Raw genomic sequence first — 26,811 nt, 5'->3', positions numbered from 1 at the left:
GACAGTCGGATCATGCGCATCGGTATCGGCATCCCCAACACCGTCCCCGGCGTCACCGGCCCGCTGATCCTCGACTGGGCGCGGCGCGCGGAGGAGCGTGGCTTCGCGTTCGTGTCCACGATCGGCCGGGTCGGCTACCCGTCGTACGACTCGCTGACCGCGCTCGCCGCGGTCGCGGGCGCGACCACCCGGCTCGGCCTGATGACCAACGCCGTGCTGGGCCCGACGTACCCGGACGCGGTGCTGGCAAAGATCACCATGACGGTCGCGCAGCTGTCCGGCGGCAGGCTCACCCTCGGTCTCGGTGTCGGTGCCCGCGAGTCCGACTACCTGCCGGCCGAGCGTGATTTCGCGAGCCGGGGCGCGGCCTTCGACCGGCAGCTGGAGTTCCTGCACCGGGCCTGGCGCGGCGAACCGGTGGCCACGGGCGATTTCCCCGGCGAGCAGCGGCCGGTGGCGCCTCCCGGTGAGGACGTCCCGGTGTTGATCGGCGGGCACGGCAAGCGGGCCGTGCGGCGGACCGCGCGGTGGGGCGCCGGGTGGACGGGTGCCGGCGGTGGTCCGCGCCGCGCGGAGCCGACGATCAAGGAGATCCGGCAGGCGTGGCAGGACGCGGGCCGCGAGGGCGAGCCGCGGTTGCTGGGGTTGGCGTACTTCTCCGCCGACGACAGCAGGGCCGACGACTCCGACCGCTACCTGCGCTCCTACTACGCCTACGCCGGGGACCACGCGAACACGATCGCCGAGGGCGCGGTGCGCACGCCCTCGGCGATCAGGGGGATCCTGCGGGACTTCGAGTCGGTGGGGTGCAACGAGCTGACGTTCACCCCGACGCTCGCCGACGTGTCCGAAGTGGACCGTCTAGCCGACCTGGTCCTGTGACATCCGCTGTCCCAGCAGGGAATGGCGGCGTCCGTAGGCGAAGTAGATCACCACGCCGAGCACCATCCAGGCGGCGAACCGCAGCCAGGTGAGCACGGTGAGGTTCAGCATCAGCCACAGGCACGCGAGGATCGCGAGCACGGGGATCACCGGCACCCACGGCACGCGGAAGGCACGCGGCAGGTCGGGGTGCGTCCGCCGCAGCACGAGCACGCCCGCCGAGACCAGCACGAACGCGAACAGCGTGCCGACGTTGACCATCTCCTCCAGCTTGTCGGCGGGGAAGAAGGTCGCGGCGACGGCCACGAGCGCGCCGACGAGGAGCGTCGCGCGGGCGGGGGTGCCGTTGCGGCCGGTGCGGGCGAGCTTGCGCGGCAGCAGGCCGTCGCGCGACATCGCGAACAGCACCCGGACCTGGCCCAGCATCAGCACCATGACGACCGTGGTGAGGCCGGCGAGCGCGCCGACGGAGATCACGTTGGCGGCCCAGTCGACGCCGTTCGCGGAGAACGCGGTGGCCAGCGTCTTGTGGCTGCCGTCGCCCGCCTTGGTGGCGAGGTCGGTGTAGGGCACCATGCCGACGACCACGAGCGATACGGCGACGTAGAGCACGGTGACGATCGCGAGCGAGCCGAAGATGCCGCGCGGCACGGCGCGCTGCGGGTTCTTCGTCTCCTCGGCCGTCGTGGCCACGATGTCGAAGCCGATGAACGCGAAGAACACCAGCGAGGCACCGGCGAGCAGGCCGAACGCGCCGAACGAGCTGCTGGCGCCGCCCGCGATGAGCGAGAACAGCGACTGGTTGACGCCGGACTCACCGGACCCGCTGCCGGCGGCGGGCGGGATGAACGGGGAGTAGTTGGCGCCCTTGATGTAGAAGATCCCGAGCACGATGACGAACAGCACGATCAGCACCTTGACGGCGGTGATCACCATCGACACCCGCGAGGACAGCTTCGTGCCCACCGCCAGCACGGTCGCCAGCACGACGACCAGCAGCAACGCACCCCAGTCGACGTCGAGGCCGCCGATCGAGAACGTGGTCTTCGCGCCGTCGCCGAAGAGGTAGCCGAGCACGGTCTCGAGGTAGACCGACCAGCCCTTGGCGACGGCCGCCGCGCCGACGGCCAGTTCGAGCACCAGGTCCCAGCCGATGACCCACGCCATGAACTCGCCGAACGTGGCGTAGGAGAAGGTGTACGCGCTGCCCGCGACGGGGACCGTCGAGGCGAACTCGGCGTAGCACAGCGCGGCGAGCCCGCACGCGATCGCGGCGAAGACGAACGCCAGCGACACCGACGGCCCGGCGTAGTCGCCCGCGGTGCGCGCGGTCAGGGTGAAGATCCCCGCCCCGATCACGACCGCGACGCCGAAGACCGTCAGGTCCCACGCGGAGAGGTTGCGACGCAGTCTGGTTTCCGGCTCATCGGTGTCCTTTATGGACTGTTCGATGGACTTGGTCCGCCACAACCCGTTGCCTGGCAAGGTACGCTCCTCCCGGTCACCTGGATCTCAGGTCTGGTTGGTCACCTTAACCCGGCAGGGTGAAAGCGGCGAATCAGGCGGGGGCCGGTCCGGGGCGGGGGTCGGGTTTTCAGGCGGTGGGCCCGCGCGGATCAGGCGGACGGGCCCCTGTCTGGCTGCCAGACGTGCCCCCACCGCCCCACGTCGGCCGCCTCGGCGCTCCATCCACGACGGCCATCCCCGCGAATCAGGCGGGCTGCCGGTCCAGGTCGGGCTCCAGGTAGATCAGCCGCGCGATCGGCACCTTCGCCCGCACTCGGGCCTCCGCGTCGTCGATGGCCTGGGCCACCTCGGCGACCGTCAGGTTCGGGGCGAGGGCCAGCTTGGCCGCCACGAGGAGCTCCTCCGGGCCGAGGTACTGCGTGCGGATGTGGATCACCCGCTCGACCTTGCCCGCCGCCAGCTCGGTGCAGATCGTGTCGAGCTGCTGCTCCGTGGCGCCTTCGCCGATCAGGAGGCTCTTCATCTCGACGATGAGGATGATCGCGATCACCCCGAGCAGCGAGCCGATCGCGATGGTGCCGATACCGTCCCACACCGGGTCGCCGGTCAGCTCCGCCAGCCCGACGCCCGCCAGCGCGAACACCAGACCGAGCAGCGCGCCGGTGTCCTCCAGCAGCACGACCGGCAGCTCCGGCGTACGGGACTGCCGGATGAAGCCCCACCACGAAACGTCACCCTTGATCTTGCGCGACTCACCCATCGCGGTGAAGAAGCTGTAGCCCTCCAGGCAGATCGCGACGACCAGGATGACCACGGCGACCAGCGGCGACGTCAGCGGTTCGGGGTGCTCGACCTTGTGGATGCCCTCGTAGAGCGCGAACGCCGAGCCGAGCGTGAACAGCATCAGCGCCACGATGAACGAGTAGAAGTACCGGTCCCGGCCGAAGCCGAACGGGTGCTCGCGCGTCGCCCGCCGGCGGGACGTGCGCTGGCCGAGCAGCAGCAGCCCCTGGTTGGACGTGTCGGCGAGCGAGTGCACCGACTCGGCGAGCATGGACGACGACCCGGTGAACAGGAACCCGACGAACTTGGCCACCGCGATCCCGGCGTTGGCGCCCAGCGCCGCGAGAATCGCCTTGGTTCCCCCGCCTGCCGACACGCTGACTCCCTGAGGTCCGATCTCCCGAAATGTCCGGGATGCAGCCTACGGGGCCGGAGATCACCGCGGCAGCGCGAGGCCCTCCGACCAGGCCGCGAGGGACCGGAGAATCGGCCAGGAGGCGGCCCGGGCCCGATCGACGGCGCGGCGAGTAGGCCCGGATCGGCGGGGTTCGGCTGGTTCCCACCCGATCCCGGAGCCGAGCCGCCACGGCCTCGCCAGGACGGGCCGCCGTCGCGGCAAGCATCCCGGCGCAGCATGGGGATCACCGCAGCGATGCGAGGCCTCCCCACAGGCCACGACAGGCAGGAGAATCGGCCAGGAAGCGCCCAGACCCTATCGGCGCGGCCGGTAGGCCCCGATCCGGCAGGCGCGGCCGCTTCCCACGCCACCCCGAAGCCGAGCCACCACAGCCAAACCGTGGCGCACCGGCCGACCCCCAGACAACCCCCAACCACCCCCGGGGATCACCGCAGCAGTGGGAGGCCTCCGACCAGCTTGTCGACCTGTTGCGGGGCCCGACGAGGCTCACCGCGTAGTAGCTGAGGTCCGCCTCCTCGCCGCCGCCCACCGCGGCGCGGTACTCCTCGTAGTTCCGGCTCGCCTGCGCGTGCTTCGACATGTCCGCGACGAACAGCCCCTCCTTGCTCATCGCCTTCGTCCGGATCTCCCGCACCTTCGCCGCATCGCCGCCGAGGATCGAGCACCCGCTCCACGGCAGCCCCGGGTGCGCCTGCCCCGAGCCGTCCTCGACCGGCTCGCCGACGAGGCCGGGGAACACCGCCGCCACGGACGCGCCCAGGCACGCGGTGGCGTTGGCGACCAGCCCCGGCCCGAGCGACTGGTCGGCGACGATCACCCACTTCACCTTCGCCGTGCGCGTGCCCGCGCCCCGCCGAACGTCAGCCTCGATCAACGCCTGTAGTTCCTGATGTTCTGTGCTCACGTCCGCAGAAGCTAGGTAAAGATGTAGCAGAGATCCACCAGCGCCAAACTTAATTCGACGAAGGAGCGGGCATGGCCGAGTTGGACGAACTAGATCAGGCACTTCTGCGGGAACTGCAGCGCGACGCACGGCGGACCAACCGCGAACTCGCCGCCGCGACCGGGGTTTCCCCTTCCACGTCGCTGGAGCGCGTGCGGTCGATGCGCGAGCGGGGCATCATCCGCGGCTTCCTGCTCGACGTGGACCTCGCGGAGATCGGCCGACCGGTGCAGGCGCTCATCGCGTTGCGCGTGCGGCCGCCGTCGCGCCGGGTGATCGAGGCGTTCCGCGAGTGGGTCACGCTGCTACCCGAGACGGTGGGCGTGTTCGTGGTCTCCGGCGGCGAGGACTTCCTGGTGCACGTCGCGGTGCCGGACAACGACGCGCTGTACGCGTTCGTCATCGACCGGCTCACGCAGCGGCCGGAGGTCGCCGACGTGCGCACGAGCGTCGTCTACGAGCACATCCGGCCGCGCGTGATCACGCCGGTCAAGAAGAAGTGACTACCGCCCGGACGTGGCGCGGAACAGCTGCGTGCGGCCCTCGCCGACCGGCCGGACACGCACGGCGGGATCGGACGCGGGCAGCCACATCGACTGGCCGCGGCCCAGCTCCAGCTCCTTGCCGTCGTCCGCGGTGACGAGGACGCGGCCCGCGGTGCACAGCAGGATCTGCGGCACTCCGGTCGTGACGCGCAGGTCGCCCCGCTCGCCCGCGGCCCAGTCGCAGCGCGAAAGCTCGAACTCCGGCGCGTCCGTGTGGTAGACGGCGCCGCAGTCGCTGGGCTCGCCGGACAGGACCGGCATGTCGCAGCAGGTGAAGTCCACGACGCGCAGCAGCTCCGGCACGTCCACGTGCTTGGGCGTGAGCCCGCAGCGCAGGATGTTGTCCGAGTTGGCCAGGATCTCCACGGCGGTGCCGTGCAGGTACAGGTGCAGGTTCCCGGCTGGCAGGTAGATCGCCTCGCCCGCGCTCAGCGTGAGCCGGTTGAGCAGCAGCGCCGCCAGCACGCCGGCGTCACGCGGGTGCGCCTCGCCCAGCTCCAGGATCGTGCGGCACTCGGTGTCGAACTCGCCGTGGTCCTTGACGTGCAGCACGCACGCGTCGAGCACCTCGGGCAGCAGCTCGTCGAGGATCGCCTGCGGCAGCGTGATCCACGTGGTGAACAGCGCCCGCATGCCGTCGGGGTCGGGCTGCGCGGCCAGCAGTTCAGTGTACTTCGCCAGCCCCGGCGTCTCGATCGCGCGCAGCAGCTTGATCGTCCGCTCCGGCTCGCGGAACCCGGCGAGCGCGTGGAACTCCGTCAGCGCGCACACGAGCTCGGGTTTCGCCGTGGGATCCGGGTAGTTGCGGTTCGGCGCGTCGCGCGGGATTCCCGCCGCCTCCTCGCGCGCGTGGCCCTCGGCCGACTGCTCGGCCGACGGGTGCGCCTGCATCGACAGCGGCTCCTCGACCGCGAGGATCTTCAGCAGGAACGGCAGCCGGTTGTTCCAGCGCTGCGAGCACTCCGGCCCCAGGTGGGCGTGCGGATCGGCCTCGATGAGCTCCAGCAGGCTGCGCTCGCTCCCGTCCGGCCCGACCACGTGCGACGGGTCTCCCGGGTGCGCGCCCATCCACAGCTCGGCTTCCGGGTGCGGCGCGGGCACCTCGCGGCCCAGCAGCTCCGGGATCGTCGTCCGCGAACCCCACGCGTAGGGCCGCACGGCATTGCGGAGCAGCTCCACTGTGTTCTCAACTCCTCGGCGCCCCGTCGGGGGCGCTGTTCTTCGTCCAGAGGCTCGGGGTCACGCCGTGGCCGGCGCGTAGTGACCGGCTCCGCCCAAGCTTCCCGCCGCGAGCCCGAGGTAGACGGCGGCCAGCTCGAACCGTAGCGCGAGCACGCCCGCGCGCACAGGCTCGTCCCCGGGGATCTCGTCCCCGGGAGCGATGGTTCCGGCCCCGGGAAGGGTATGTGAGGCCTCGTACCGGGCCGCGTCCGCGGTCGGTCCGCCGTGCACGGCGAGCAGCAGCACGCGCGGTTTCGGGCCCACGTCGTCGAAGTCGGGGTCGGCGAAGATGTCCTGCTCACCGGAGTTCACGACGGCGGCGCGGTGCAGCGCCGGCCGGGCCAGCGCCTGCCGGTAGTGGGCGGCGTCGCACACCATGCCCGCGTAGGCACCGAGCTCGTAGGCGGCGTGCTCGGCCACCGCGACGGCGGCGGGATCCAGCCCCCACAGCATCGGCACGCGGTCGGCCAGCCGCAGCGCCAGCGCCTTGGCCGGGTTCGCGAACGAGTCGCGGCCGAGGTGCCCGCGTTCGGCCTCGGCGTCGAGCTGGTCGGCGAGCGCCTCGACGTCGGCGACGAGCAGGCCGAGCGCGTTGGCGGTGAGCAACCCGGCGGCCAGGCCGCGGGAGAAGGTCAGCTCCGGCGGCACCGGGATCCGCGGGGTGAGCAGCGCACCCTTGCCCGCGATGGCCGCCGCTACCGGCCCCTCCTGCGGGCCGGACACCACGACGCCCGCGCCGAACCGGGCGGCCCGTTCGACCCCTGCCGCCAGCTCGCGGTCGGCCGGGTCGTCGGTGTGGGCGAACACGACGTCCAGCGCCCCGATCCAGCTGGGCACGGCGTCGGAGATCACCACCGGCACGGGGCACGACGGCGCGAGCAACGCGGCGAGCAGCTTCGTCAGCGCCCGGCCGACACCGGGCCGGACCACCAGCACGAGCGCCCGCGGCCTGCCGACGTCGAGCCGGTCGGCCAGCTCGATGTCCGCAGCCAGCTCCGTCGTGGAGCGCACCTGGGCGCCCGCCATCGCCGCGGCCCGCAGCAGCCCCGTGGTGTCCGCCTCCGCCAGCCGCGCGGGGTCGTCCAGGAGCGCGTCGTCAAGCACCATCGGCGCTGGTGGGCTGGGTCGCTTCGTCGAGCAGGAGGACGGGGATGCCGTCGCGCACCGGGTAGACGCGCCCGCACGACGTGCAGGTCAGCGCGTCCGCGTCGGCATCGTCGGGCGTGCCGGGGCGCAGCGGGGCGTGGTCCGGCGACGGGCACGCCAGGATCTCCAGCAGCTGCGGGTCAAGCGCGAGAGCCATATCTTCTCCTTACCACGCGATCGGGTGGTCAACCACGGACGATCGCGAGGACTTCGTCGGTGAGCGCCTGCACGGCTTCCTTCGTCGGCGCCTCGACGTTGAGCCGGAGCAGCGGCTCGGTGTTGGACGGGCGGAGGTTGAACCACGAGCCGTCGGGCAGCTGCACGGTCAGCCCGTCCACCTCGTCCGTGATGACACCCTCGCGGGCGACGAAGGCGTCCTTGACCGCCAGCTGCCGGGCGACCTGGTCGTCGACCGTGGAGTTGATCTCGCCGGAGGCCTCGTAGCGCTTGTACTCGCTGGTCAGCTCGGACAGCGGGCGCTCCTGCTCGCCGAGCGCGGCCAGCACGTGCATCGCGGCGAGCATGCCCGTGTCGGCGCGCCAGAAGTCGCGGAAGTAGTAGTGCGCCGAGTGCTCGCCGCCGAAGATCGCCCCGGTGCGGGCCATCTCCGCCTTGATGAACGAGTGCCCGACGCGCGTGCGGACCGGCTTGCCGCCGTGCTCGGTGACGATCTCGGGCACCGCGTGCGAGGTGATCAGGTTGTGGATGATCGTCGAGCCGGGCTCCTTGGCCAGCTCACGCGTGGCGACCAGCGCGGTGATCGCGCTCGGCGACACCGGGTCGCCGTTCTCGTCGACCACGAAGCAGCGGTCGGCGTCACCGTCGAAGGCCAGCCCCGCGTCGGCCCCGACCTCGCGCACCTTGGCCTGCAGGTCGACGAGGTTCTTCGGGTCGAGCGGGTTCGCCTCGTGGTTGGGGAAGCTGCCGTCCAGCTCGAAGTACATCGGCACGAGGTCGATCGGCAGGCCCTCGAACACGGTGGGCACGGTGTGCCCGCCCATGCCGTTGCCCGCGTCCACGACGACCTTCAGCCGCCGGATGCCCGAAAGGTCGACGAGTTCGCGCAGGTAGGCAGCGTAGTCGGCGAGGACGTCGCGTTCGGTGACCGTGCCGGGCTGCCCCTCGAAGGCCGGGACGCCCTGCTCGACGGTGTCGCGGATCTCGGCGAGGCCGGAGTCCTGGCCGACCGGGGCGGCGCCGGCGCGGCACATCTTGATGCCGTTGTACTGGGCGGGGTTGTGGCTGGCGGTGAACTGCGCGCCGGGGAGGTTGAGCGAGCCGGAGGCGAAGTACAGCTCGTCCGTGCTGGCGAGACCGATGAGCACCACGTCCAGCCCCTGCGAGGTGACCCCGTCCGCGAACGCCCTGGCCAGCTCCGGTGACGACTCGCGCATGTCGTGGCCGATGACGACGGCCGGGGACTCGGGCTTGATCAGCAGCGCGAAGGCGGCTCCGAAGTCCCGGACCAGGTCGGCGTTCAACTGCTCGCCGACCACCCCACGGATGTCGTACGCCTTGACGATGGCGGACAGGTCTGACACGCGCTTCTCCCCGACAGTTCGACAGGTTCGGATGCCGGAAAGCGTACCGGGGGAAGCTACGAGATCGGGTCCGGGAGGACACGGAGGTGCCCGCGACGACCGGAGGTGCCGTCCGGCTCGGCGGGCGGCGGCGCGGGGCGGTCGGAACGGCCCGCCTCGCGGACGGCTTCGGCGAGCGCGGTCAGCTCGTCGTCCGACCGGTCCGGTTCGGCGAAGGAGCCCTCGTGCCGCACGACTTCCCAGCCCTTGGGCGCGGTCAGCCGGAGCGCGTGCTCTTCACACAGGTCGTAGGAATGCGGCTCCGACGCCGTCGCGAGGGGACCGACCACCGCGGTCGAATCGCTGTAGGCGTAGGTCAGCGTGGCGACAGCGGGCTGGAGGCACCCCGTCCGCGAACACTTTCGTACGCTCGACACGAACACGGACGATACTGCCTCCCACCGACAAGTGTGCGCAGGCACACCGGATGGGGGCGGTAACCTTCCTCGTGTGTCCACCGCTCGCAGTTCCCGGCAACAGCGGCGCGTCCGCCGAGACCGCCACGGTCGCGGCCTGCGCGGTCCGCTGTACCCGGCGTCCCTGCCCGCGGCGGCGAGCCGGGCGGAGAAGTTCGACCAGCTGGTCCTGGACGCGCTGGAGCCCATCGAGGCCCGCTGGCGTGACCAGCTGACGAAGCTCGACGTCGCGGTGGACGACGTGCCCGAGGTCCGCGGCAACGGCCAGGCGCAGGCCGACGGCGTGCTGCACGACGGGTCGGTGCCCCTGTCGCGGCTGGTCCCGGCGGGGGTGGACCGCACGGGCATGCCCACGCGGGCCCGCATCGTGCTGTACCGGCGGCCGCTGGAGGCCCGCGCGAAGGACCCGAACGAGCTGGCCGAGCTGGTGCACGACGTGCTGGTCGAGCAGGTCGCGGGCTACCTGAACGTGGAGCCGGACGTCATCGAAGGCGAGTAGCCACCTCAGCGGACGAAGGCCGCGATCTCGTCGAGCCCGGGCCGGTAGCCATCGGTCGTGTCGACCTCCAGCCACGGCGCGTCGACGGCGACCCGCTGGAAGGCGTCGTGGAGCAGTGCCTGCTGCGCGGCGTCGAGCGGGTCGGACGCCTCGTGGACCGCGCGCCGCGCGTCCTGCTCGCGGCGGCGGCGGATGCGCATGGCGGCCACCTCGGCGTCGACGGTGCAGTGGACGACGCGCAGCCGCGCCAGTTCCCGCAGCGGCTCCAGCCCCGGACGCCACAACCGGTCCTGGAACGCCGCCTCCGCCACGGTGGTCACGCCCGCGCGCAGCAGCAGGTCCAGCACGCCGAAGAAGACCGGCAGGGTGCGGACGCTCAGCTCGTCGCGCGGGCCGGGGGCGGGGTCGGGCGTGGCGTGGGCCATGCCCTCCTTGATCTCGTCGCGGCAGATCGCCGGGCAGCCGATCCGCGCGGCGAGCGCGTGGGCCAGCGTGGTCTTGCCCGCGCCGGGCGGCCCGCTCACCACCACGAGGGTCGCGTCATCGAAGGCGGGCCGGGCCGGGGATCGCGGTCAGCGCGGCGAACAGCACCGCCGCCACCTGCACCAGGAGCAGCACGTCACGCAGCGTCGACGGGTGTTCGATGGTGACCTCGGAGGGCTCCGGCGGCACCGACACGGCCACCTGGTGGCCCCACGCCGGGACGATCGGCTCCGCCTTGCCGTTCACCGTCGCCTGCCAGCCGGCCTCCTGCTCGGCCGACAGCACCAGCAGCCGCCCCGCGGTGCCGTCCGACACCCGCACGTGCACGTCCGGGAGGTCGGCGTCGACGGGCGTGACACCCGAGGTGTTCGACGGCGACGAGGACGTGACCGCCTGCTTGGCCACCGCCGCGGGCACGAGCACCACCTGACCCGACGGCGCGAGCAACCGCAGCACGGCTCGTCCATTGGCGGTGGGTTGCGCGGCCACGGCGAGATCCGGGGCGAGCGCGACGATGGGGGCCGCGGTCTGCCCCGGCGGCAGCACCACGAACAGCACCCCCGCGGCGGTCGCCCCGGACAGGGCCGCTCTGGTCGCTCCCGTCGACGGTTGCGTGAGCGCCGCCTCCCACGAGGTGAGCCGGCCCGGGGTGGCGGCGGTCAGCGCCAGCTGGTCGTCTCCGAACAACGGCAGCCGCCCGCCCGCCTGGCGCGTCGGCTCCTCGCCCGAGCCGACGACCAGCACCGACCGGCCGGTGCGGGCGAGTTCGTCGGACTGAGCGGCGACCAGCCGGTCACCACCGCCGGAGTGCAGGGGCCCGCCGCGTCCCGCGAGCACCGCTCCCGTGCCGAGTACGAGCACGACGACGACCGCCGCGACCGCGGCGATCCGCGGGAGCACGGCGAGCGCGGTACCCGCGGCGCACGCGTTGAGCACGATCCACAGCAACCCGGCGCTCAGCACCAGCAACGGAACGCCGGTGTAACCGACCGCTTCCGCCCCGCCCTGCAACGGTTTCACCGGCACCAGCAACACGACGGCGAGCCCGCACGCGCCCAGCACGACGAGCGCGAGCCCGGCGCTCAGCAAGGCCCTCGGGCGCACCGCGACGGCGAAGATCACGGCCACCAGCAACGCGACGCCGATCGGCCACGCTCCGGCACCACCCGGGTACAGCCCGACGAGATCCGCCGCGGGCGGCGCGGGTGCGGGACCGGTGAGCCCGTGCAGCAGCAACGCGGGCTGGTTGACCAGCACCGTGGGCCAGGGCAGCAACAGCGCGAGCGGCAGCAGCACGACGATGCCCACCGACGCGATGCGGCGCAGGATGGACTCGCCCGGCGGGAGGACGACGAACCCCGCGACGAGACCCAGCAACGCGAGTCCGTGTGCCAGCGGGGAAAACGCGCCCAGCACCGCGACGCCGACGGCGCAGGCGGACGCGCGGTAGAGCCAGCGCGCGCCCGTGTTGGCGAGCAGTCCCGCGATTCCGGAGATCACGAGCGGCAACACGATGTGCACGACCACGACGTCGAGCCGCCCTTGCGCGACGGACGCCGTCGCGGCGGGCAGCAAGGCGTACGCGGCGGACACAGCGGCACGCGTCCAGCGTGAAACGGGCAGCCGTCGAGTGGCGGCGTACGCGGACAAACCGGCGAGCGGTGCGTCACCGATCAGCAGCACCGCGACGAGCGCGGGCGGACCGCCCAGCGGTACGAAGATCGCGCCGAGGGCACCGAGGATGGCGAGCGAGGTGGGCGCGGCACTGGCCGTGCCGCCGCCGGTCTGGTGCCAGCCCGCGAGGTAGGTCGACCAGGTTTCGCCCAGCGAACCGACGGGCAGCAACCGCCCGCCGGCGAGATCGAGTCCGAGCCTGCCGCCGTTGACGGCCAGCCCGAGCGCGGTGAGGACGACGAAAAGGCTTGCCGGAGGGGCGAATCTCCGGCTGAACGACTGCCCGGCCCGGTCCCCTGCCAACGACTCTCCCGCCTGCTGCACCGCACCAAACTACGCAACAGGACCAAGCACCGGGGCCCAGGGGGCTCGGGGTTCGACCCCCGAAGCGCACCGAGGAACGAGCGCGGCGAGCGCACTCCGCGAGCAGAGCCCGCCCAGCTCGTTTCTCCTTCAGACCGCGCGTTTCTTGAGCTTGCGACGCTCCCGTTCGGACAGTCCGCCCCAGATGCCGAAGCGTTCGTCGTGGGCCAGCGCGTACTCGAGGCACTCGCTCTTCACTTCACAGCCCTGACAGATCCGCTTGGCTTCGCGGGTCGATCCGCCCTTCTCGGGGAAGAACGCCTCCGGGTCGGTCTGCGCGCAGAGCGCGCGGTCCTGCCACTCCGGCGGCTCGGCCGGGTCGAAGATGTCGATGAGCTCACCCAGTTCCTCGTCCGGGTTCGCTCCCCACTCCACGACCTGCCCCCATTCCCTTCCGTCTGCTTCCAACCGCACTTCCGCCTCCTCTGCTTCCACGCACTCCCCAGGCTGGCGGTGTTGAAGCCGCATCCGACACCCCCTTGCCGCGTCGAATGACAGCAATGTGATTACACCCGTGTAATGCGGCCAGGTCAAGCCGAGTAGCGAGTTCGGGGGACCCTGATGCCTATTCGCGCAAGGGGACACGCCGACAGCTACCCGGACGGATACGACAGACTGTGCGCGTGCAGCGATCAGCGGTCAGACCCAGTCCCGTGTTCCTCGGCATCCTCGCGCTCACCGTAGTGGGTGGCCTACTGGCCGCGTTCGGTGACGCGGACTCCCTCGGCTCGGCGAACGAAGACCCGATGGTGATCGGCGGGATCTTCGTTCTCGTAGTCGCGGGGTGGGCAGCCTCACTCACCCTGCACGAGTTCGGGCACGCCTTCCTGGCGTACAAGGGCGGAGATCACTCCGTAGTCGGAAAGGGTTACCTGAACCTCGACGTCCGGCGCTACACCGATCCCGTGCTGTCGCTCGTGCTCCCGTTGATCCTGCTCGCGATCGGCGGCATCCCGCTGCCCGGTGGCGCGGTGTGGATCAACCGGTGGGCACTGCGCTCGCGTGCCGCGTCGTCCTGGGTTTCGCTGGCGGGGCCGCTGAGCAACTTCGTGATCGGCCTGCTGCTGTCGCTGGCCGTGGCCTTCATCCCGATGGCCGACGGGCTGTCCTACGGCCTGTCGTACCTGGCACTGCTGCAGATCCTGACGTTCGTGCTGAACATCCTGCCCGTGCCGGGGCTCGACGGGTTCGGCGCGATCGAGCCGTACCTGTCGCCGCAGACGCGCGAGTTCGCCGCGAAGGTGCGGCCGTGGGCACCGCTCGCGCTGTTCGCGTTGCTGTTCGCCGTGCCCGCCGTGGCGAACGTGTTCTGGGACCTCTCGGACTTCGTGTTCCGCGCCATCGGCGGCAGCACCTTCGACGCCAGCGCGGGCAACTACGCGTTCATGTTCTGGCGCCACTGAGCCACGCGTCGGCCCGCTTCGCGACGCGCTTGAGGCCGGAGCGCTCGGCGAGGTAGTCGCCCGCGATGCCGACGACGGGCAGCATCCCGAGCGCACGCTGGTAGAAGCGGCCGCGCGGCCGCTTCTCCAGTTCGCCGGACACCGCCAACAGCGAACGTCCCATGCGCCACAAGGTCGTCGCCGCCGCTTTCGCGCTGAACCGCTTGCCGTCGTGCTCGTCGAACTCCCCGGCGAGCTCGGCGGTCTTCGCGTCCTCCGCCTCGCCGTGCCTGCCCGCGGCGAGCGTCGGATCGATGTCGCGCTGGAACAACACCCAAGCGAGCAACCGCACGCGCTCGCCCACGTCGTCGATGCCGTGCTCGCCCGCGATCGCGCACAGCAGCAGCCCCTGCGCGCTCGCGCCGAGCGCGTCCTGCACGGGGAGGCGGTCCGCGAGCGCGCCGCCGATGCCGGGGATCGCGGTCACCAGCGACGTGAGCCTGCCCACGCGGTTGATCCACCAGTCGATGTGCTGCTGCCGGTCCATCGCGTCCCAGGCCGCCGAGCCGGGGAGCTTCACGTTGGCTAGGCCTTCGATGCGCCCTGGCCGGCACATCGCGCGCAGCACGGGTTGCGCCGCGCGGACGAACGGGCGCAGCACCCTGACGATCTGCCGGTCGGAGATGGCTTCGGCCACGTCACTTCCTTCCCGGCACGGCGAGCGAGCCGCCGAGCGTGAGCGCCGCGGGCAGAGCCCCGCCCGCGATCAGCAGCAGGCCGCGCCAGTCCTGGATCAGCACGAGGTCACCGCCCGGTCCCGTCAGGCCGAGCACCACGATCGTCAGTACCCACAACGCCAGCGGGGCAAACGCCGCCTTGGGGTGCACGAGCCGCGCGGCCAGCATGACCAGCAGCGGCGTGGTGGCGATCGCGACCAGCACCGTGATGGGCAGGGGCACCGTGCCGCCGACGCGCAGCGGCAGGAAGAACAGTTCCAGCGTCGCCAGCAGGACGGTGTCGAGGAGCAGCAGCACCAGGAGGACCCGCTGGAACACGCTCATTCCAGGCCTCCGAACAGGTCCGTTTCCGCGCCCTCGCGCGGGCCTTTGACCAGCGTGAAGTACTCCTCCTCGCCGATCGGCTGCGGCACGCCGTTGGACAGCGCGAACTCGGGCGGGTCCACGGTCACCTGGGTCGCGTGGGCGCGCAGGGCGGCGATCTTCCGGTCCAGGTACGGGCGGATGTCGATCGTCGTGGTGATCTCGTTCGGCGGCGCCTCGGGCGGCAGGACGGCACCCCCGCCGGCGGCGATGTGGAAGACGCGGCGGGCGGAGTCGGCCACGGCCATCGTGATTTCGTGCGCGCGGATGTGGTCGGGGTGGCCGTAGCCGCCGAAGGAGTTGTACGTCACGAGCACGTCCGGCCGGACCTCGTCGACGATCACCTGCAGCTGGAGCACCTGGTCTTCGAGGGAGCCGCTCGCGAACGCGCGGGGGTGCTCGGCGGCGGGGGTGCCCGCCATGCCGGAATCGCGCCAGCCACCGATGCCGCCGAGGTAGCGGTGCTCGGTCACGCCGAGTTCCCGCAGGGCGGCGGAGAGTTCACCGGAGCGGTAGCCGCCCAGCTGGTCGGCCGCCCAGGAGCCGAGCCCGGCGAGTTCCGGCGGGATGATCTCGCCCTCCTCGCCCAGCGTGCAGGTCACCAGTACGACCTCGGCACCCTCGGCCACGTAGCGCGCCATGGTGCCGCCCGTGGTGATGGTTTCGTCGTCCGGATGGGCGTGGACCAGCAGTAATCGCTTTGGCACTGATTCAGAATATTTACAGTCTGCCGACCTTCGTCGGGGGATCCTCGGATATCCTCGCGCGAAGTTGCGCTGTACAGCGTGGAACGTTTTCCCCCACGAAGGGCCACTTGGTGAGCACTGAAGCGACGACGGCGAGGCTGGCCGCCTCGGGTTCCGTCCTGTCCATCGCGGACCTCAAGATCTCCTTCGCGACCGACGACGGCGTGGTCGAGGCGGTCAAGGGCATCGGCTTCGACGTCAAGCCCGGCGAGATCGTCGCGGTCGTCGGCGAGTCCGGTTCGGGCAAGTCGGTCACCTCGATGTCGGTGCTCGGCCTGCTGCCCAAGACGAGCAAGATCTCCGGTGACCTGCGCCTCGACGACCGCGAGCTGGTCGGGCTCAAGGACAAGGACATGCGGAAGGTCCGCGGCAACGACATCGCGATGATCTTCCAGGAGCCGATGAGCGCCCTGAACCCGGTGTACACGGTGGGCTGGCAGATCCGGGAGGCGCTGCGCGCGCACCAGGACATCTCGCGCGAGGCCGCCGACAAGCGGGCGGTGGAGCTGCTCGACATGGTCGGCATCCCCAGCCCGGAGGAGCGTTTCCGGCAGTACCCGCACCAGCTGTCGGGTGGTCTGCGCCAGCGCGTGGTCATCGCGATGGCCATCGCGTGCGACCCGAAGGTGATCATCGCGGACGAGCCGACGACGGCGCTCGACGTCACGGTGCAGGCGGAGATCCTCGGCCTGCTGCGGAAGCTGCGGGACACCCTGAACACCGCGATCGTGCTGATCACGCACGACATGGGTGTCGTCGCGGACCTGGCCGACCGGGTCGTCGTGATGTACCAGGGCGAGATCGTCGAGCAGGCCCCGGTGCACGAGCTGTTCGCCTCGCCGAAGGAGGACTACACGCGGCGCCTGCTGGCCGCCGTGCCGGTCCTCGGCCAGCGCCCCGCCGGTCGTCGCCTGCTGGACGAGACGCCGGTGCAGGAGGACGTGGACGAGAAGATCCGCCTGTCCGACAGCGAGCTGGAAGGCCAGATCCAGACCGACGCGCCCGCGCTGGAGATCAAGGACCTGGTGCTGGAGTACCCGGGCAAGCGCGGCCAGGCGAAGAACCGGGCCGTCGACGGGGTGTCGCTGCACATCAACAAGGGCGAAATCCTGGGGCTCGTGGGCGAGTCCGGTTCGGGCAAGTCCACGGTCGGCCGCTGCGCGATCCGCCTGCTCAAGCCCACGCAGGGCACGGTGTCGATCGCGGGTCGTGACATCACCAACCTGTCCACGAAGGAGCTGCGGCCGCTGCGCCGGTACTTCTCCATCGTGTTCCAGGACCCGGCGTCCACACTGGACCCGAAGATGACCATCGGTGAATCGATCGCCGAGCCGATGGTGCTGCACAAGATGTTCCAGGGCAAGCAACTCAACGATCGTGTTGTGTCGCTTTTGGACAGTGTCGAGCTGTCTGGTCAGTACCGCAACCGCTACCCGCACGAGCTGTCGGGCGGGCAGCGGCAGCGCGTGTCCATCGCCCGTGCGCTGGCGCTGGACCCGCAACTGCTGATCGCCGACGAACCGACCTCCGCGCTGGACGTGTCGGTGCAGGCGCGCGTGCTGGACCTGTTCCTCGGGCTGCAGCAGTCCCTGGGCTTCGCGTGCCTGTTCATCAGCCACGACCTCGCGGTCGTCGACCTCCTGGCCGACCGGGTGGCCGTGATGCAGCGCGGCAAGCTCGTCGAGGTCGGCGAGCGGGACCAGGTGCTGCACAACCCGCAGCAGGAGTACACGAGGCGCCTGCTGTCGGCCGCCCCGGTCGCGGACCCGGTCCTCCAGGCCGAACGGCGAGCGGCCTGGGAAGCCGGGAAACTGGCCCCAGTGGCCGACTGAGAGCCGAGCGGCGAAGGGCCCCTTCCGCGCCAGCGGAAGGGGCCCTTCGCGCAGCAACCCCAGAGTTGGGTGATCATCCCGTCGCCTGAAACCGGTGGTCCATGCACAAACCGCAGGCGACGGGATGATCACTCAACTCGACCACCCACCCCAGGTGAGATCCCTTTGGGCCCCGATCATCCTGGAGCCTGCCCGCCGGCCAATACCGCTAAGTTTAGGCGAGTTTCCGCAGCTCAGAGGCGTTTGGAGGCGTCGCCCACAGAGCGGTCACACCCCGACAGAACAGTTGCCTCAATTGAAGATTCCCCTCAACCGCAACGGCGACTGTCTCAAGTGGAGAACCGCCTAACCGGCGGGAACGACTGAACAGAGCCTCCGGTAACGCCCTGACCAGGTAAAACGTACTAACTTAGCGGTATTGCCCGCCGGCGAGGCATTCTTTTGATCTTGTGTCTTTGGTCCGGCCGCCTGCCCGGGTACCGGGGTCCCCGGGCGTGAACGCCCTGCCCGCGCGGCCCCTCCCCCGCCCCGATCCTTGAGTGTTTAACGGTTGGCTCAGGCAGCTGGGGATCGAGGCGGGGGAGGAGCGGGGCCTGGGGCCGCTCGCGTTCGCGTCGCTCGGTGGTGGTTTTGGTGTGGGTGTAGTAAAGAAAAAGGCGCCCTGCCTTGTCGGGGCGGGCGCCTTTTTTCCACTGTGCTTTTTTATGCCTTCATCCGTCGTTGCCTGGGGTCGAAGGCGTCTCGCAGACCGTCACCGATGAAGTTGATCGACAGCGAGATCAGGACCAGCACCACGAACGGGCCGAAGAACAGCCAGGGGCGGGTCTGGACCTGCGCGTAGTTCTCCAGGATGATCCGGCCCAGCGAGGTGTCCGGCGGCTGCACACCGAGGCCGATGAAGCTCAGTGCGGCCTCCACCAGCACCGCCTGCGCCACGGCCAGCGTCGCGTTCACCGTGATGCTGCCGACCATGTTCGGGACCAGGTGCCGGAAGATGATCCGGCCCGTGCCCGCGCCCGCCGCGCGCGCCGCTTCGACGAACTCGCGCTGGGAGAGGGCCATCGCCTCGGCGCGGGTGATGCGGGCGATCGGCATCCACGCGAACAGCGCCAGCACGATCGCCACCACGAACCAGCTGCCGTGCCCGAACATCTTCGCCATGATGGCCGCGGCCGCGATCTGGGGGACGATCAGGAACAGATCGGTCAGCCGGGACAGCGCCGAGTCCGTGAAGCCCCGCAGGTACCCGGCGAGCGAGCCGAAGATCACGCCGATCAGGGTGCCCAGCACGGACACCACGACCGCGATCAGCAGCGAGAACTGGGTACCGCGCAGGATCTGCGACACCATGTCCTTGCCGACCTGGGTGGTACCGAGCGGGAAGTCGCCACTCGGCTTCGCGAACGACGGGAACCCGCGTCCTCGTAGGCGTGCGGCCAGAAGATCGGCATGATCACCGCGATCAGCACGATGACGAGCAGCACCACCGTGGAGATCATGGCGAGCTTGTGCCGCAGGAACTTCCGCAGGACCAGTTTGCCCTGGCTGGCGGGTTCCGGAAGCGCTTCGGGGGGAAGGGTGCCTTCGCGCTGGGCGGACGAGGCGGCCTCGCCGGCAACCAGCGAATTCATGTCAGCCAACGCGAATCCTCGGGTCCATGATGCCGTACAACAGGTCCGCGACCAGGTTGGCCAGCACCACCATGACGGCGACGACGACCAGCCAGCCCATCAGCACACTCGGATCGTTGTGGTTGACGGCATCGACGAGCAGGGTCCCCATGCCGTGCCAGTTGAACACGGTCTCGGTGATGATCGCACCGGTCAGGACCTGGCCGAAGTTCACCGAGAACAGGGTGGCGACCGGAATCAGCGCGTTGCGGAACGCGTGCCGGAAGATGACGCGGGAACCGGAGATGCCCTTGGCCCGCGCCGTGCGCACGTAGTCCATGTTCAGCGTCTCCAGCATCGAAGCACGCTGGAACCGGCTGTACGCCGCGAAGCTGATCGCCATGATCGACAGGGTGGGCAGCAGGTAGGCACCCGAGTACTTCGCGAGGAAGTCCCCGAACCCGGTCGATGTGAGGTTCTCCGGACTCGTCGTTCTCAGCCACGGGTTGCCGAGCCAGTCCGTCAGGCCCAGATCGCGCACCCAGCCGTTGATCTGGATCGCGTACGTCTTGAGGACGACCGCGACGCAGAAGATCGGCATGGAGAAGAGGAAGAACGCCAGCGTCGTGGCGAGGTAGTCGACGATCGAGTACTGCTTGACCGCGGCCAGCACGCCCACCGCCACACCGACGACCAGCGCGAGGATCTCGGCACCGACCACCAGCTTGATGGTGACCTCGAAGGCGCTCATCACCTTGGGGAACACGGGCTGCATGGCGTTGCCCTGCGCGACCGAGACACCCCAGTCACCGGTCAGGAAGTTCCCGAGCCAGTGGAAGTAGCGGGGCACCAGCGGCAGGTCGAGCCCCAGCTGCTGCGCGGTCTGCGCGATCGCCTCGGGGTTGATGTTCGGGCGGCCCCGCAGCTCGGCCAGCGGATCCCCGGTCGCGGCGACCATCAGGAACACCAGGAAGGTCCCGACGAACAACACGGGGATCGAAATCGCCAGCCGGCGAAGGATGTAAATAACCAGGTTCAACGAGATAGCTCCTCATCCGGGCCTGGCCGGAAGTATGCAGCCGCGCCCGGTGTCCACCGTACTGGGGGTCGCCCAACGGTCGACAGCTACTTCCGGAGGAAGTCCGGGGGCCGGGGGTTCGTACCCCGCGCCCCCGGACTCCACCAGGGATGTCGGTCAGCCGGGAAGATTACTTCCGCTGCTCCCACTCACCGACGTTCCACAGCGCACCGTTGTACGACTGCATGTACACGCGGTCCACGCCCTGGAACGCCCACATGGAAGGCGTCGCGAACAGCGGCAGCGAAGCGTAGTCCGCCGCGATGCCCTTGTCGGCCTCCGCGTAGTGCTGGTTCGCCGTGGTCTCGTCGGTGGCCACGACGGCCTGCTTGAACGCGTCGTCGACCTTCGGGTCGCTGTACGCCTGGTAGTTCTGGCTGCCGCCGGTCGAGTAGATCGGCTGCGACTGCGACTTGAACGGCGCCTGCGACCAGCCGAACAACGCGATGTCCCAGTTACCGGTGCTCACGCGGCCACCGGAGAGGAACGTCGGGTCGTTGTCGTTCTTGATCTCGATGCCCGCGGCCTTGGCCTGGGACTGGATGATCTCGACCGTCTGGTCACGACGCGAGTTGTTGTTGTGCGAGATCGTCACCGAGAAGCGCTGGCCGTTCTTCTGGTAGATGCCGTCGGCACCCAGGGTCCAGCCGTCGGCCTCCAGCGTCTTCTTCGCCTCGGCCGCACCGACACCGGCGGTGGTGCCGTAGCCCGCGTCCTTGTAGCCGGCCTCGGCCGGGGTCCAGATCAGGCTGTTGGTCGGGGCGACGTCCGACTGCACCTCCTTGAGGAGCTTGTCGGTGATCTCCTTGCGGTCCACGACCTGGAAGAACGCCTTGCGCGCTGCCTCGTCCTTGAGGATCGCATTCTTGTAGTTCATGTCCAGGTGCTCGTACGTCAGCTGCGGCGCGGAGCCGTAGATCACGCCCTGCGCCGAGAGGCCCTTGAGGGTGTCGGCGGCGGTGGCGTCCGGCTGCGTCGACGCGACGACGTTGATCTCACCGTTCTGGAGCGCGGTGGCCATCGCCTTCGTGTCCGAGAACTTCTTGACGATGACCGTCTCCGGACCGCCCTTGGCGCCGATCCACTGCGGGTTCTTCTTCAGGGTGACGACACCCTGGTTCTCGTCGAACGCGGAGATCATGTACGGGCCCGACGCCGGCATGATGTCGGCCTTGAAGCCCTTCCAGCCGTTGGTCCAGAAGTCGCCGGCCTTTGTCAGCTCGGCCGGGTCGCTGCTCGGCGTGAGCTTGGTGATGTCCGCGATGCCGGTCTGCTTCTCGAGGATGTGCGCCGGCAGCATCTGGGCGCTGTCGAACAGGCCCTTGTAGTCGACGTAGGGCTGCGAGTAGGTGGTGACGAAGGTCTGGTCGTCAACGCACTTCGCGTCGTTGATCAGGTCGTAACCCGTCGTCGACGCGGCGTTGAACGCCTTGACCTTGCCGCTGCCGGACAGCCACGCGAGGTAGAAGTCCTTGCAGTTCCAGGCAACGCCGTCGGACCACTTGACACCCGGCTTGATCTTGTAGGTGACCGTGTACGGGTTGGTGGAGGTCACGTCCCAGGAGTCGAGGACGTCGTTGTTCAGCAACACCTTGTTGTTGCCGTCCAGCACGTCGGAGCCGGCGAGGACGGCAGTCAGGATGTAGGTGTTGTACGACGTGTTGCTGTCCGGCGTCTGGTTGTTGTACGCCGAGTACGCGTCGTCGATACCGATGGTGACCGGCCCGGGCCAGCTCGGCACGTCACCCAGCTTGTACGTGCCGGCGTTGGCGTTTTCCGCCTTGCCGACGGCCATGCTCTTGACGTCGGTGCTCGAACCGTTCTGGTCCGACCCGCCGTCGCTGCCGCCGCTGCAGGCGCTCAGCACGAGCGCGGCAGCCGCGGCCACTGTGACGGCCGAAGCTGCTTTCCATCTCCTCATTTATGTGTGCCCTCCTAGCACTGGGCTCGCGCCCACACCGCTCCTGCGCGTTAGGCGGGAGCTTATGTCACACCGAATGCACGCGTCGGCGCACTGCCGGAGAACGCTAGGAACCTCAACACGAGGAGTCACCACTCCGGGAACGATTGTGACCAAAGGGTGACTTCCCGCTAACACGAGGACATACGTTGGTTACTTGCCGCCACGTGTCCAGTTCACGGCTGACCCGAACGGCCCAGCCATCGGCGGCCCCGGCGTCACGCCGGAAATGCCGTTTCCGAGCCCCAGCGTGTCTGCGAGCTGGAACAGGGGGATCACCGTGTGTTGCGCCCACAGCTTCGGTTCGAGCTCGGTGAGGGCCTCGGCCATCGTCTTCGTGCCGGTGAGCGCCTCCTCGATGGTCGACTGCAGCTCGGAGTCGCACACCGCGGCCGGGTTGGCCGGCACGACGGCGGTGCTGCCCGACGTGCTGCCGCCGGTCTGCCCGGGGCGGCAGCCGAAGGTCGAGGCGAGCACGGTGGCCGGGTCACCGCCGGTCGGCAGCGGGACGACCGCGATGTCCACGCCGACGTTCCCGGAGCCGTCCGAGCCCGGCTGACCCGCCCTCGATACCGGCATGGCCAGCAGGTTCGAGAACAGGTCCCTCGGCTCCGGGTTGATGGTCGTGACCTGCACACCCGCCGCCGTGAGCTGGCGTGCCAGCTCCTTCGCGACGCTCGCGTACGGCTCCTGCTGCCCCGGCGAGGCGACGACGAGCGAGAGCGCCTTGCCGTCCTTGCGCCAGGTGCCCGCGTCCTTGGTGTAGCCCGCGCTCCGCAACAACTGATCGGCTGTCCCCGAATCGGGCGTTGACACGTTCGCGGGAATTGTCGCGGCGTAGCCGGGCATGGCCGGTGCGAGCACCTCCGCGTCGGCCCGCAAGCCCGCGGACGGACCGCCCGCGGCGCCCTCGTCGATCAGCTTGTTCCGGTCGAGCAGCGCCGCGACGCCCGCCCGCACGTTGTCGTTGACCAGCACGCCGTTCGCCGGGCGCAACAGCACGTCGGCCACGCGGGGGCTGGGCACGGTGTGCAGCCGCACACCCGCCCCGAGGTCCTGGAGCAGCTTCAGGCCGGTGGCGTCCGTGCGCGAGAGCACGAACTGCTCGTTGCCGCTGCGCAGCGCCGCCGCCAGGCCGGCCTCGTCCGACCGGCGCAGGACGATCTGGTCCACGGCCGCCGGCTTGTCCCAGTACCGCTCGTTGCGCTCCAGGATGATCTCCCCGCGCGCGGTGTCGAGCTGCTTGATGGAGAACGGGCCGCCGTAGGCCGGGAAACTGCCCTGCAAAGCCCCCTGCCAGCCTCCTGGGGCGTCCTTCAGCAGGTGCTGGGGCAGGAGGTTGGAGAACAACGTCTTCCAGCCGGGATAAGGCTGTGAGAACGTCACCTGAACGCCCTTGCCGCCCTCGCTGGGCTGGATCGCGGAGATGAGGCGGTAGCCCGCGGGCTGCACGACGCCGGGCTGGTCCCGCATCGCGTCGGCGAGGTAAACGAAGTCCTCGACCGCGATCGGGGCGCCGTCGGACCACGACGCGTCCTGACGGATGAGGTAGGTGACCGTGAACGGGCTCTCCGACGTCACCTCGGCCGAGCGCATCAGCGTGGTGTCGAGCTGGTACTGGCCGTCGTCGGACTGCCGGAACACCGACGGCAGCAGCAGCTGCGAGAGCGCCGTGGTGATCGTCGACTGGTCGGCGAGGTTGTGCGGGTTGTAGCCGCCGACGATGTCGTCGACGCCGACCACGATCTGCGACGGGCCGGGCACCGGCGTGGTGGACTGCGCCACCGGCGACGTGACGACCGGGGGCGGCGGCGTGGAGGTGCACGCGGTCAGCACGGCAACGAGCACCAGGACCAGTGCCGCCGCTCTGCTCGTCCGCACGCTGCCTCCCCAGGCGATGAGCCCACGATGGTGCCACAAGGCCCCGCACCCCGGTACGGAATTCCCGAAGACGCCGGAGCCGTCCGGCACCGTATCGGGTACCGCCGTGAGGTGGACGTCCGCCACCCCCGGCGGGTTCCCGATCAGGGCTTACTTGGGCAGGCTCTTCGCGCGCGAACGCTCCTTGGCCCGCTGGCTGATGTCCAGCGTCACCTTGCGCACGCGCACGGCCTCCGGCGCCACCTCGACGCACTCGTCGGCAGCGCAGAACTCCAGCGCCTCCTCCAGGCCCAGCTTGCGCGGGCGGGCGAGGCGCTCGAGCTCGTCACCCGTGGACGAGCGCATGTTCGTGAGCTTCTTCTCCTTGGTGATGTTGATGTCGAGGTCCTCGGCACGCGGGTTCTCCCCGACGACCATGCCCTCGTACACCTCGGCGCCCGGCTCCACGAAGAAGGTCCCGCGGTCGGCCAGCTGGATCATCGCGTACGACGTCACCGGGCCGGAGCGGTCGGCGACGAGCGAACCGGTGTGCCGCGTGCGGATCTCGCCCGCCCACGGGAAGTAGCCCTCGAACACGTGGTTGGCGATGCCGGTGCCGCGCGTCTCGGTGAGGAAGTCCGTGCGGAACCCGATCAGGCCGCGCGCGGGCAGCACGTACTCCAGCCGGATGCGGCCGGTGCCGTTGCCGCCCATGTGCTCCATGCGGCCCTTGCGCGCCGCCATCAGCTGCGTGATCGAGCCGAGGTGCTCCTCCGGCGAGTCGATCGTCAGCCGCTCGAACGGCTCGTGCAACTTGCCGTCGATGGTCCTGGTGACCACCTGCGGCTTGCCGACGGTCAGCTCGAAGCCCTCGCGGCGCATCTGCTCGACGAGGATCGCCAGCGCCAGCTCGCCACGGCCCTGGACCTCCCACGTGTCGGGGCGGTCGGTGGGCAGCACCTTGATGCTCACGTTGCCGACGAGCTCGGCGTCCAGCCGGGCCTTGACCAGCCGGGCGGTGAGCTTGTCCCCGCCGTTGCGGCCCGCCAGCGGCGAGGTGTTGACGCCGATCGTCATCGAGATGGCGGGCTCGTCCACGGTGATCCGCGGCAGGGCCTCGGGGTTCTCGACGTCGGCGAGGGTGTCACCGATCGTGATGTCCGGGATGCCGGCGATCGCGACGAGGTCGCCCGCGGCGGCCTCCTGCGCGGGCACGCGCTCCAGGGCCTCGGTGACCAGCAGCTCGGAGATCCGCACGTTCTGCACCGTGCCGTCCTCGCGCAGCCACGCGACGGTCTGGCCCTTGCGCAGCTTGCCGGAGTGGATGCGGATGAGCGCGATGCGGCCGAGGAAGTTCGACGCGTCGAGGTTGGTCACCAGCGCGCGCAGCGGGCCGTCGACGTCGGCCTGGGGCGGCGGGACGTGGCGCAGCAGGGTCTCGAACAGCGGGTCGAGGTTCTCGCTGTCGGGCAGGTCGCCGTCGGCGGGGCGCTCCAGGCTCGCGCGGCCGGCGCGGGCGGAGGCGTAGACGACGGGCAGGTCGAGCACCGCGTCCAGGTCGGCGTCCTCGATGTCGCCCGCGAGGTCGAGCAGCAGGTCGTGGGTCTCCTCGACGACCTCGGCGATCCGCGCGTCGGGGCGGTCGACCTTGTTCACGACGAGGACCACCGGCAGCCCGGCTTCGAGGGTCTTGCGCAGCACGAAGCGGGTCTGCGGCAGCGGGCCCTCGCTCGCGTCCACGAGCAGGACCACGCCGTCGACCATCGCGAGGCCGCGCTCGACCTCGCCACCGAAGTCGGCGTGGCCGGGGGTGTCGATCACGTTGATGGTGACCGCGCCGTCCGGCGTCTGGCGGTGGATGGCCGTGTTCTTGGCCAGGATCGTGATGCCCTTCTCGCGCTCGAGCTCGCCGGAGTCCATGACCCGGTCGACGACCTCGGCGCGCTCGGCGAAGGCTCCCGACTGGCGGAGCATGGCGTCGACCAGGGTGGTCTTGCCGTGGTCGACGTGTGCCACGATGGCCACGTTGCGCAGGTCCGTGCGGACCTTCTCGGCGGTTGCTGCGGGCACGCGAAGGCTCCTGAAGTACTAAAAGGTCTGAAGGGGGAAGACCCCCGCGCCGGCTCTGGCCAACGGGCAGTCTTCTCCAGGATACCCTCCGCCCCTTTGTGACCCCCGCCACGCTGCATCTCCAGTTAGGTGCGCCTAACCTAACTGGATGGGCAAGAAGAACGCGGACCCCCAGGCGGTCGTCCGCAAGCTCATCAAGGCCGGCAAGGTGAAGAAGAAGTGCTGCCGGTCTTCGAGCCGCTGCAAGAAGTGCCCCGTGCTCGCACTGAAGAAGGCGAAGGCGGCCGCTTAGGCCAGCACCGCCTCGTTGAGGGCGCTCAGCTCCGGCGCGGTGCGGGTCGCCGCGAACTCGACGATCTCGTACGTCGCGAGGTGCTGGAGCGCGAACGGGTCGAGGCAGAGGATCGCCTCCAGCTTCGCCCGCGACATGGGGCGCGTGAGGATCACCCCGCCCTCCCGCGGGTTGCAGCGCCCGGCGGCGAGGAACTCGCCCGCCTGGAAGTGCTTTTCGAGCCACTTCGCGTGATCGGGCAATGCGTAGTCGACTTCTTCCATCGGGGCCGTGAAGGTCAGCAGAACCACATACATGAATTGACGGTAGCTCCGTCGCGGCATACCGGCGGTTTCGATTCGGGACTGGTCGATCACATCGGTCATGCGGTGGTAAAGAACCGCGGACCGGCGTTAAAGTGCTCCCATGCGCAGCTTCACCGGACTGTGGTGGCCGCCCCCGGGCGGCTGAATCGCTGTGCG

Annotated in this window: 24 protein-coding genes and 2 pseudogenes; 6 read left to right on the top strand and 20 right to left on the bottom strand. The window is 70.0% G+C overall.

The annotated features are described in order from the left end of the window. Positions 1-12: 12 nt before the first annotated feature. The gene (locus tag BMZ92_RS28485) at positions 13-882 is read left to right on the top strand and encodes an LLM class flavin-dependent oxidoreductase (RefSeq protein ID WP_143249960.1); all 870 of its coding nucleotides are present in this window, start codon (positions 13-15) and stop codon (positions 880-882) included. Here BMZ92_RS28485 and BMZ92_RS28480 read toward each other — a convergent pair. The 3 genes from BMZ92_RS28480 to BMZ92_RS28470 form a co-directional block, all read right to left on the bottom strand. Then, positions 862-2,367: an amino acid permease gene (locus BMZ92_RS28480; protein ID WP_091513748.1), complete on the bottom strand. Its 1,506-nt coding sequence runs from the start codon at positions 2,365-2,367 to the stop codon at positions 862-864. The genes BMZ92_RS28485 and BMZ92_RS28480 overlap by 21 nt on opposite strands. Positions 2,368-2,593: 226 nt before the next feature. Next, on the bottom strand, positions 2,594-3,508 hold the full coding sequence (locus BMZ92_RS28475; RefSeq protein WP_091513745.1) for a cation diffusion facilitator family transporter: 915 nt from the start codon (positions 3,506-3,508) through the stop codon (positions 2,594-2,596). Positions 3,509-3,773: 265 nt separating this feature from the next. Beyond that, on the bottom strand, positions 3,774-4,454 hold the full coding sequence (locus BMZ92_RS28470) for a DUF2000 domain-containing protein (protein WP_245783301.1): 681 nt from the start codon (positions 4,452-4,454) through the stop codon (positions 3,774-3,776). 71 nt (positions 4,455-4,525) lie between these two features. Between BMZ92_RS28470 and BMZ92_RS28465 the strand changes: the two genes are divergently transcribed. Continuing rightward, the gene (locus BMZ92_RS28465) at positions 4,526-4,996 is read left to right on the top strand and encodes an Lrp/AsnC family transcriptional regulator (RefSeq protein WP_177228908.1); all 471 of its coding nucleotides are present in this window, start codon (positions 4,526-4,528) and stop codon (positions 4,994-4,996) included. On the opposite strand, the gene manA is transcribed toward BMZ92_RS28465, so the two are convergent. The 5 genes from manA to BMZ92_RS28440 are packed head-to-tail and all read right to left on the bottom strand — an operon-like array spanning position 4,997 to position 9,362. Next, positions 4,997-6,217: a mannose-6-phosphate isomerase, class I gene (gene manA / locus BMZ92_RS28460; RefSeq protein WP_091513742.1), complete on the bottom strand. Its 1,221-nt coding sequence runs from the start codon at positions 6,215-6,217 to the stop codon at positions 4,997-4,999. Positions 6,218-6,277: 60 nt separating this feature from the next. Next, entirely contained in the window at positions 6,278-7,366 is a 1,089-nt protein-coding gene (locus tag BMZ92_RS28455) for an SIS domain-containing protein (RefSeq protein ID WP_177228907.1), read from the bottom strand. Next, the gene (locus tag BMZ92_RS28450; RefSeq protein WP_091513741.1) at positions 7,356-7,562 is read right to left on the bottom strand and encodes a Trm112 family protein; all 207 of its coding nucleotides are present in this window, start codon (positions 7,560-7,562) and stop codon (positions 7,356-7,358) included. Before BMZ92_RS28450 ends, BMZ92_RS28455 begins: the two co-directional genes overlap by 11 nt. 28 nt (positions 7,563-7,590) lie before the next feature. After that, complete coding sequence (locus tag BMZ92_RS28445) at positions 7,591-8,946, bottom strand: phosphomannomutase/phosphoglucomutase (protein ID WP_091513738.1); 1,356 nt, start codon at positions 8,944-8,946, stop codon at positions 7,591-7,593. Positions 8,947-9,002: 56 nt separating this feature from the next. Then, positions 9,003-9,362, bottom strand: a complete 360-nt coding sequence (locus BMZ92_RS28440; protein ID WP_091513828.1) for a DUF3499 domain-containing protein — start codon at positions 9,360-9,362, stop codon at positions 9,003-9,005. Between the two features lie 73 nt (positions 9,363-9,435). On the opposite strand from BMZ92_RS28440, the gene BMZ92_RS28435 reads away from it, so the two are divergent. Continuing rightward, entirely contained in the window at positions 9,436-9,900 is a 465-nt protein-coding gene (locus BMZ92_RS28435; RefSeq protein ID WP_091513736.1) for a metallopeptidase family protein, read from the top strand. Between the two features lie 5 nt (positions 9,901-9,905). Here the strand turns inward: BMZ92_RS28435 and BMZ92_RS28430 are convergent, their stop codons facing one another. The 3 genes and pseudogenes from BMZ92_RS28430 to BMZ92_RS28420 all read right to left on the bottom strand — a co-directional run bounded on the left by BMZ92_RS28430 (position 9,906) and on the right by BMZ92_RS28420 (position 12,834). After that, positions 9,906-10,424 carry a P-loop nucleotide/nucleoside kinase family protein gene (locus BMZ92_RS28430; RefSeq protein ID WP_091513827.1) on the bottom strand — a complete coding sequence of 173 codons (519 nt, stop codon included), beginning with the start codon at positions 10,422-10,424 and terminating at the stop codon, positions 9,906-9,908. A 16-nt stretch (positions 10,425-10,440) separates the two neighbouring features. Next, positions 10,441-12,321, bottom strand: a pseudogene (locus BMZ92_RS28425) (glycosyl transferase); the annotation flags it as partial. A 189-nt stretch (positions 12,322-12,510) separates the two neighbouring features. Beyond that, positions 12,511-12,834 carry a WhiB family transcriptional regulator gene (locus tag BMZ92_RS28420; protein WP_245783300.1) on the bottom strand — a complete coding sequence of 108 codons (324 nt, stop codon included), beginning with the start codon at positions 12,832-12,834 and terminating at the stop codon, positions 12,511-12,513. A gap of 209 nt (positions 12,835-13,043) precedes the next feature. Between BMZ92_RS28420 and BMZ92_RS28415 the strand changes: the two genes are divergently transcribed. Then, positions 13,044-13,823, top strand: coding sequence for a site-2 protease family protein (locus tag BMZ92_RS28415; RefSeq protein WP_091513824.1), 780 nt, complete (start codon positions 13,044-13,046; stop codon positions 13,821-13,823). Here the strand turns inward: BMZ92_RS28415 and BMZ92_RS28410 are convergent. From BMZ92_RS28410 to mshB, 3 genes are read right to left on the bottom strand one after another with little or no spacing between them, the layout of a single operon-like run. Beyond that, on the bottom strand, positions 13,804-14,499 hold the full coding sequence (locus BMZ92_RS28410; RefSeq protein WP_091513728.1) for a hypothetical protein: 696 nt from the start codon (positions 14,497-14,499) through the stop codon (positions 13,804-13,806). The genes BMZ92_RS28415 and BMZ92_RS28410 overlap by 20 nt on opposite strands. Before the next feature lies 1 nt (position 14,500). After that, positions 14,501-14,863 carry a hypothetical protein gene (locus BMZ92_RS28405; protein ID WP_091513727.1) on the bottom strand — a complete coding sequence of 121 codons (363 nt, stop codon included), beginning with the start codon at positions 14,861-14,863 and terminating at the stop codon, positions 14,501-14,503. Continuing rightward, entirely contained in the window at positions 14,860-15,609 is a 750-nt protein-coding gene (gene mshB / locus BMZ92_RS28400; RefSeq protein WP_091513725.1) for an N-acetyl-1-D-myo-inositol-2-amino-2-deoxy-alpha-D-glucopyranoside deacetylase, read from the bottom strand. The genes BMZ92_RS28405 and mshB overlap by 4 nt, the downstream gene beginning before the upstream one ends. Positions 15,610-15,719: 110 nt before the next feature. Here mshB and BMZ92_RS28395 point away from each other — a divergent pair, with 110 nt between their 5' ends. Beyond that, complete coding sequence (locus BMZ92_RS28395) at positions 15,720-17,480, top strand: ABC transporter ATP-binding protein (RefSeq protein WP_091513723.1); 1,761 nt, start codon at positions 15,720-15,722, stop codon at positions 17,478-17,480. 702 nt (positions 17,481-18,182) lie between these two features. Here BMZ92_RS28395 and BMZ92_RS28390 read toward each other — a convergent pair. The 5 genes and pseudogenes from BMZ92_RS28390 to typA all read right to left on the bottom strand — a co-directional run bounded on the left by BMZ92_RS28390 (position 18,183) and on the right by typA (position 26,058). Beyond that, positions 18,183-19,111 (bottom strand): annotated as a pseudogene (locus BMZ92_RS28390) (ABC transporter permease). A gap of 1 nt (position 19,112) precedes the next feature. Next, entirely contained in the window at positions 19,113-20,129 is a 1,017-nt protein-coding gene (locus BMZ92_RS28385) for an ABC transporter permease (RefSeq protein ID WP_091513720.1), read from the bottom strand. A 169-nt stretch (positions 20,130-20,298) separates the two neighbouring features. After that, positions 20,299-22,089: an ABC transporter family substrate-binding protein gene (locus BMZ92_RS28380; RefSeq protein ID WP_091513719.1), complete on the bottom strand. Its 1,791-nt coding sequence runs from the start codon at positions 22,087-22,089 to the stop codon at positions 20,299-20,301. A 192-nt stretch (positions 22,090-22,281) separates the two neighbouring features. After that, positions 22,282-24,009, bottom strand: coding sequence for an ABC transporter family substrate-binding protein (locus tag BMZ92_RS28375; protein WP_177228906.1), 1,728 nt, complete (start codon positions 24,007-24,009; stop codon positions 22,282-22,284). 150 nt (positions 24,010-24,159) lie between these two features. Continuing rightward, on the bottom strand, positions 24,160-26,058 hold the full coding sequence (gene typA, locus BMZ92_RS28370; RefSeq protein WP_091513716.1) for a translational GTPase TypA: 1,899 nt from the start codon (positions 26,056-26,058) through the stop codon (positions 24,160-24,162). A gap of 148 nt (positions 26,059-26,206) precedes the next feature. Here typA and BMZ92_RS37590 point away from each other — a divergent pair, with 148 nt between their 5' ends. Beyond that, positions 26,207-26,350: a hypothetical protein gene (locus tag BMZ92_RS37590; RefSeq protein WP_177228905.1), complete on the top strand. Its 144-nt coding sequence runs from the start codon at positions 26,207-26,209 to the stop codon at positions 26,348-26,350. Here the strand turns inward: BMZ92_RS37590 and BMZ92_RS28365 are convergent. Continuing rightward, a complete protein-coding gene (locus tag BMZ92_RS28365) occupies positions 26,347-26,646 on the bottom strand; it encodes a YciI family protein (protein ID WP_091513714.1) in 300 nt (99 codons plus the stop codon). The genes BMZ92_RS37590 and BMZ92_RS28365 overlap by 4 nt on opposite strands. Positions 26,647-26,811: the final 165 nt, after the last annotated feature.

The sequence above is a fragment of the Amycolatopsis sacchari genome (genome assembly GCF_900114035.1).
Taxonomy (GTDB): Bacteria; Actinomycetota; Actinomycetes; order Mycobacteriales; family Pseudonocardiaceae; genus Amycolatopsis_E; species Amycolatopsis_E sacchari.
The sequence above is the reverse complement of the archived record's forward strand: the minus strand, read 5'-3'. Positions and strand labels throughout refer to the sequence as shown.

Bases quoted from the DNA above. Each gene is read 5' to 3' on its own strand.
- BMZ92_RS28365 (WP_091513714.1), bottom strand. From the start codon at position 26,646: ATGTATGTGGTTCTGCTGACCTTCACGGCCCCGATGGAAGAAGTCGAC.
- BMZ92_RS28405 (WP_091513727.1), bottom strand. From the start codon at position 14,863: ATGAGCGTGTTCCAGCGGGTCCTCCTGGTGCTGCTGCTCCTCGACACC.
- BMZ92_RS28455 (WP_177228907.1), bottom strand. From the start codon at position 7,366: ATGGTGCTTGACGACGCGCTCCTGGACGACCCCGCGCGGCTGGCGGAG.
- BMZ92_RS28450 (WP_091513741.1), bottom strand. From the start codon at position 7,562: ATGGCTCTCGCGCTTGACCCGCAGCTGCTGGAGATCCTGGCGTGCCCG.
- BMZ92_RS37590 (WP_177228905.1), top strand. From the start codon at position 26,207: ATGGGCAAGAAGAACGCGGACCCCCAGGCGGTCGTCCGCAAGCTCATC.
- BMZ92_RS28380 (WP_091513719.1), bottom strand. From the start codon at position 22,089: ATGAGGAGATGGAAAGCAGCTTCGGCCGTCACAGTGGCCGCGGCTGCC.
- BMZ92_RS28485 (WP_143249960.1), top strand. From the start codon at position 13: ATGCGCATCGGTATCGGCATCCCCAACACCGTCCCCGGCGTCACCGGC.
- BMZ92_RS28465 (WP_177228908.1), top strand. From the start codon at position 4,526: ATGGCCGAGTTGGACGAACTAGATCAGGCACTTCTGCGGGAACTGCAG.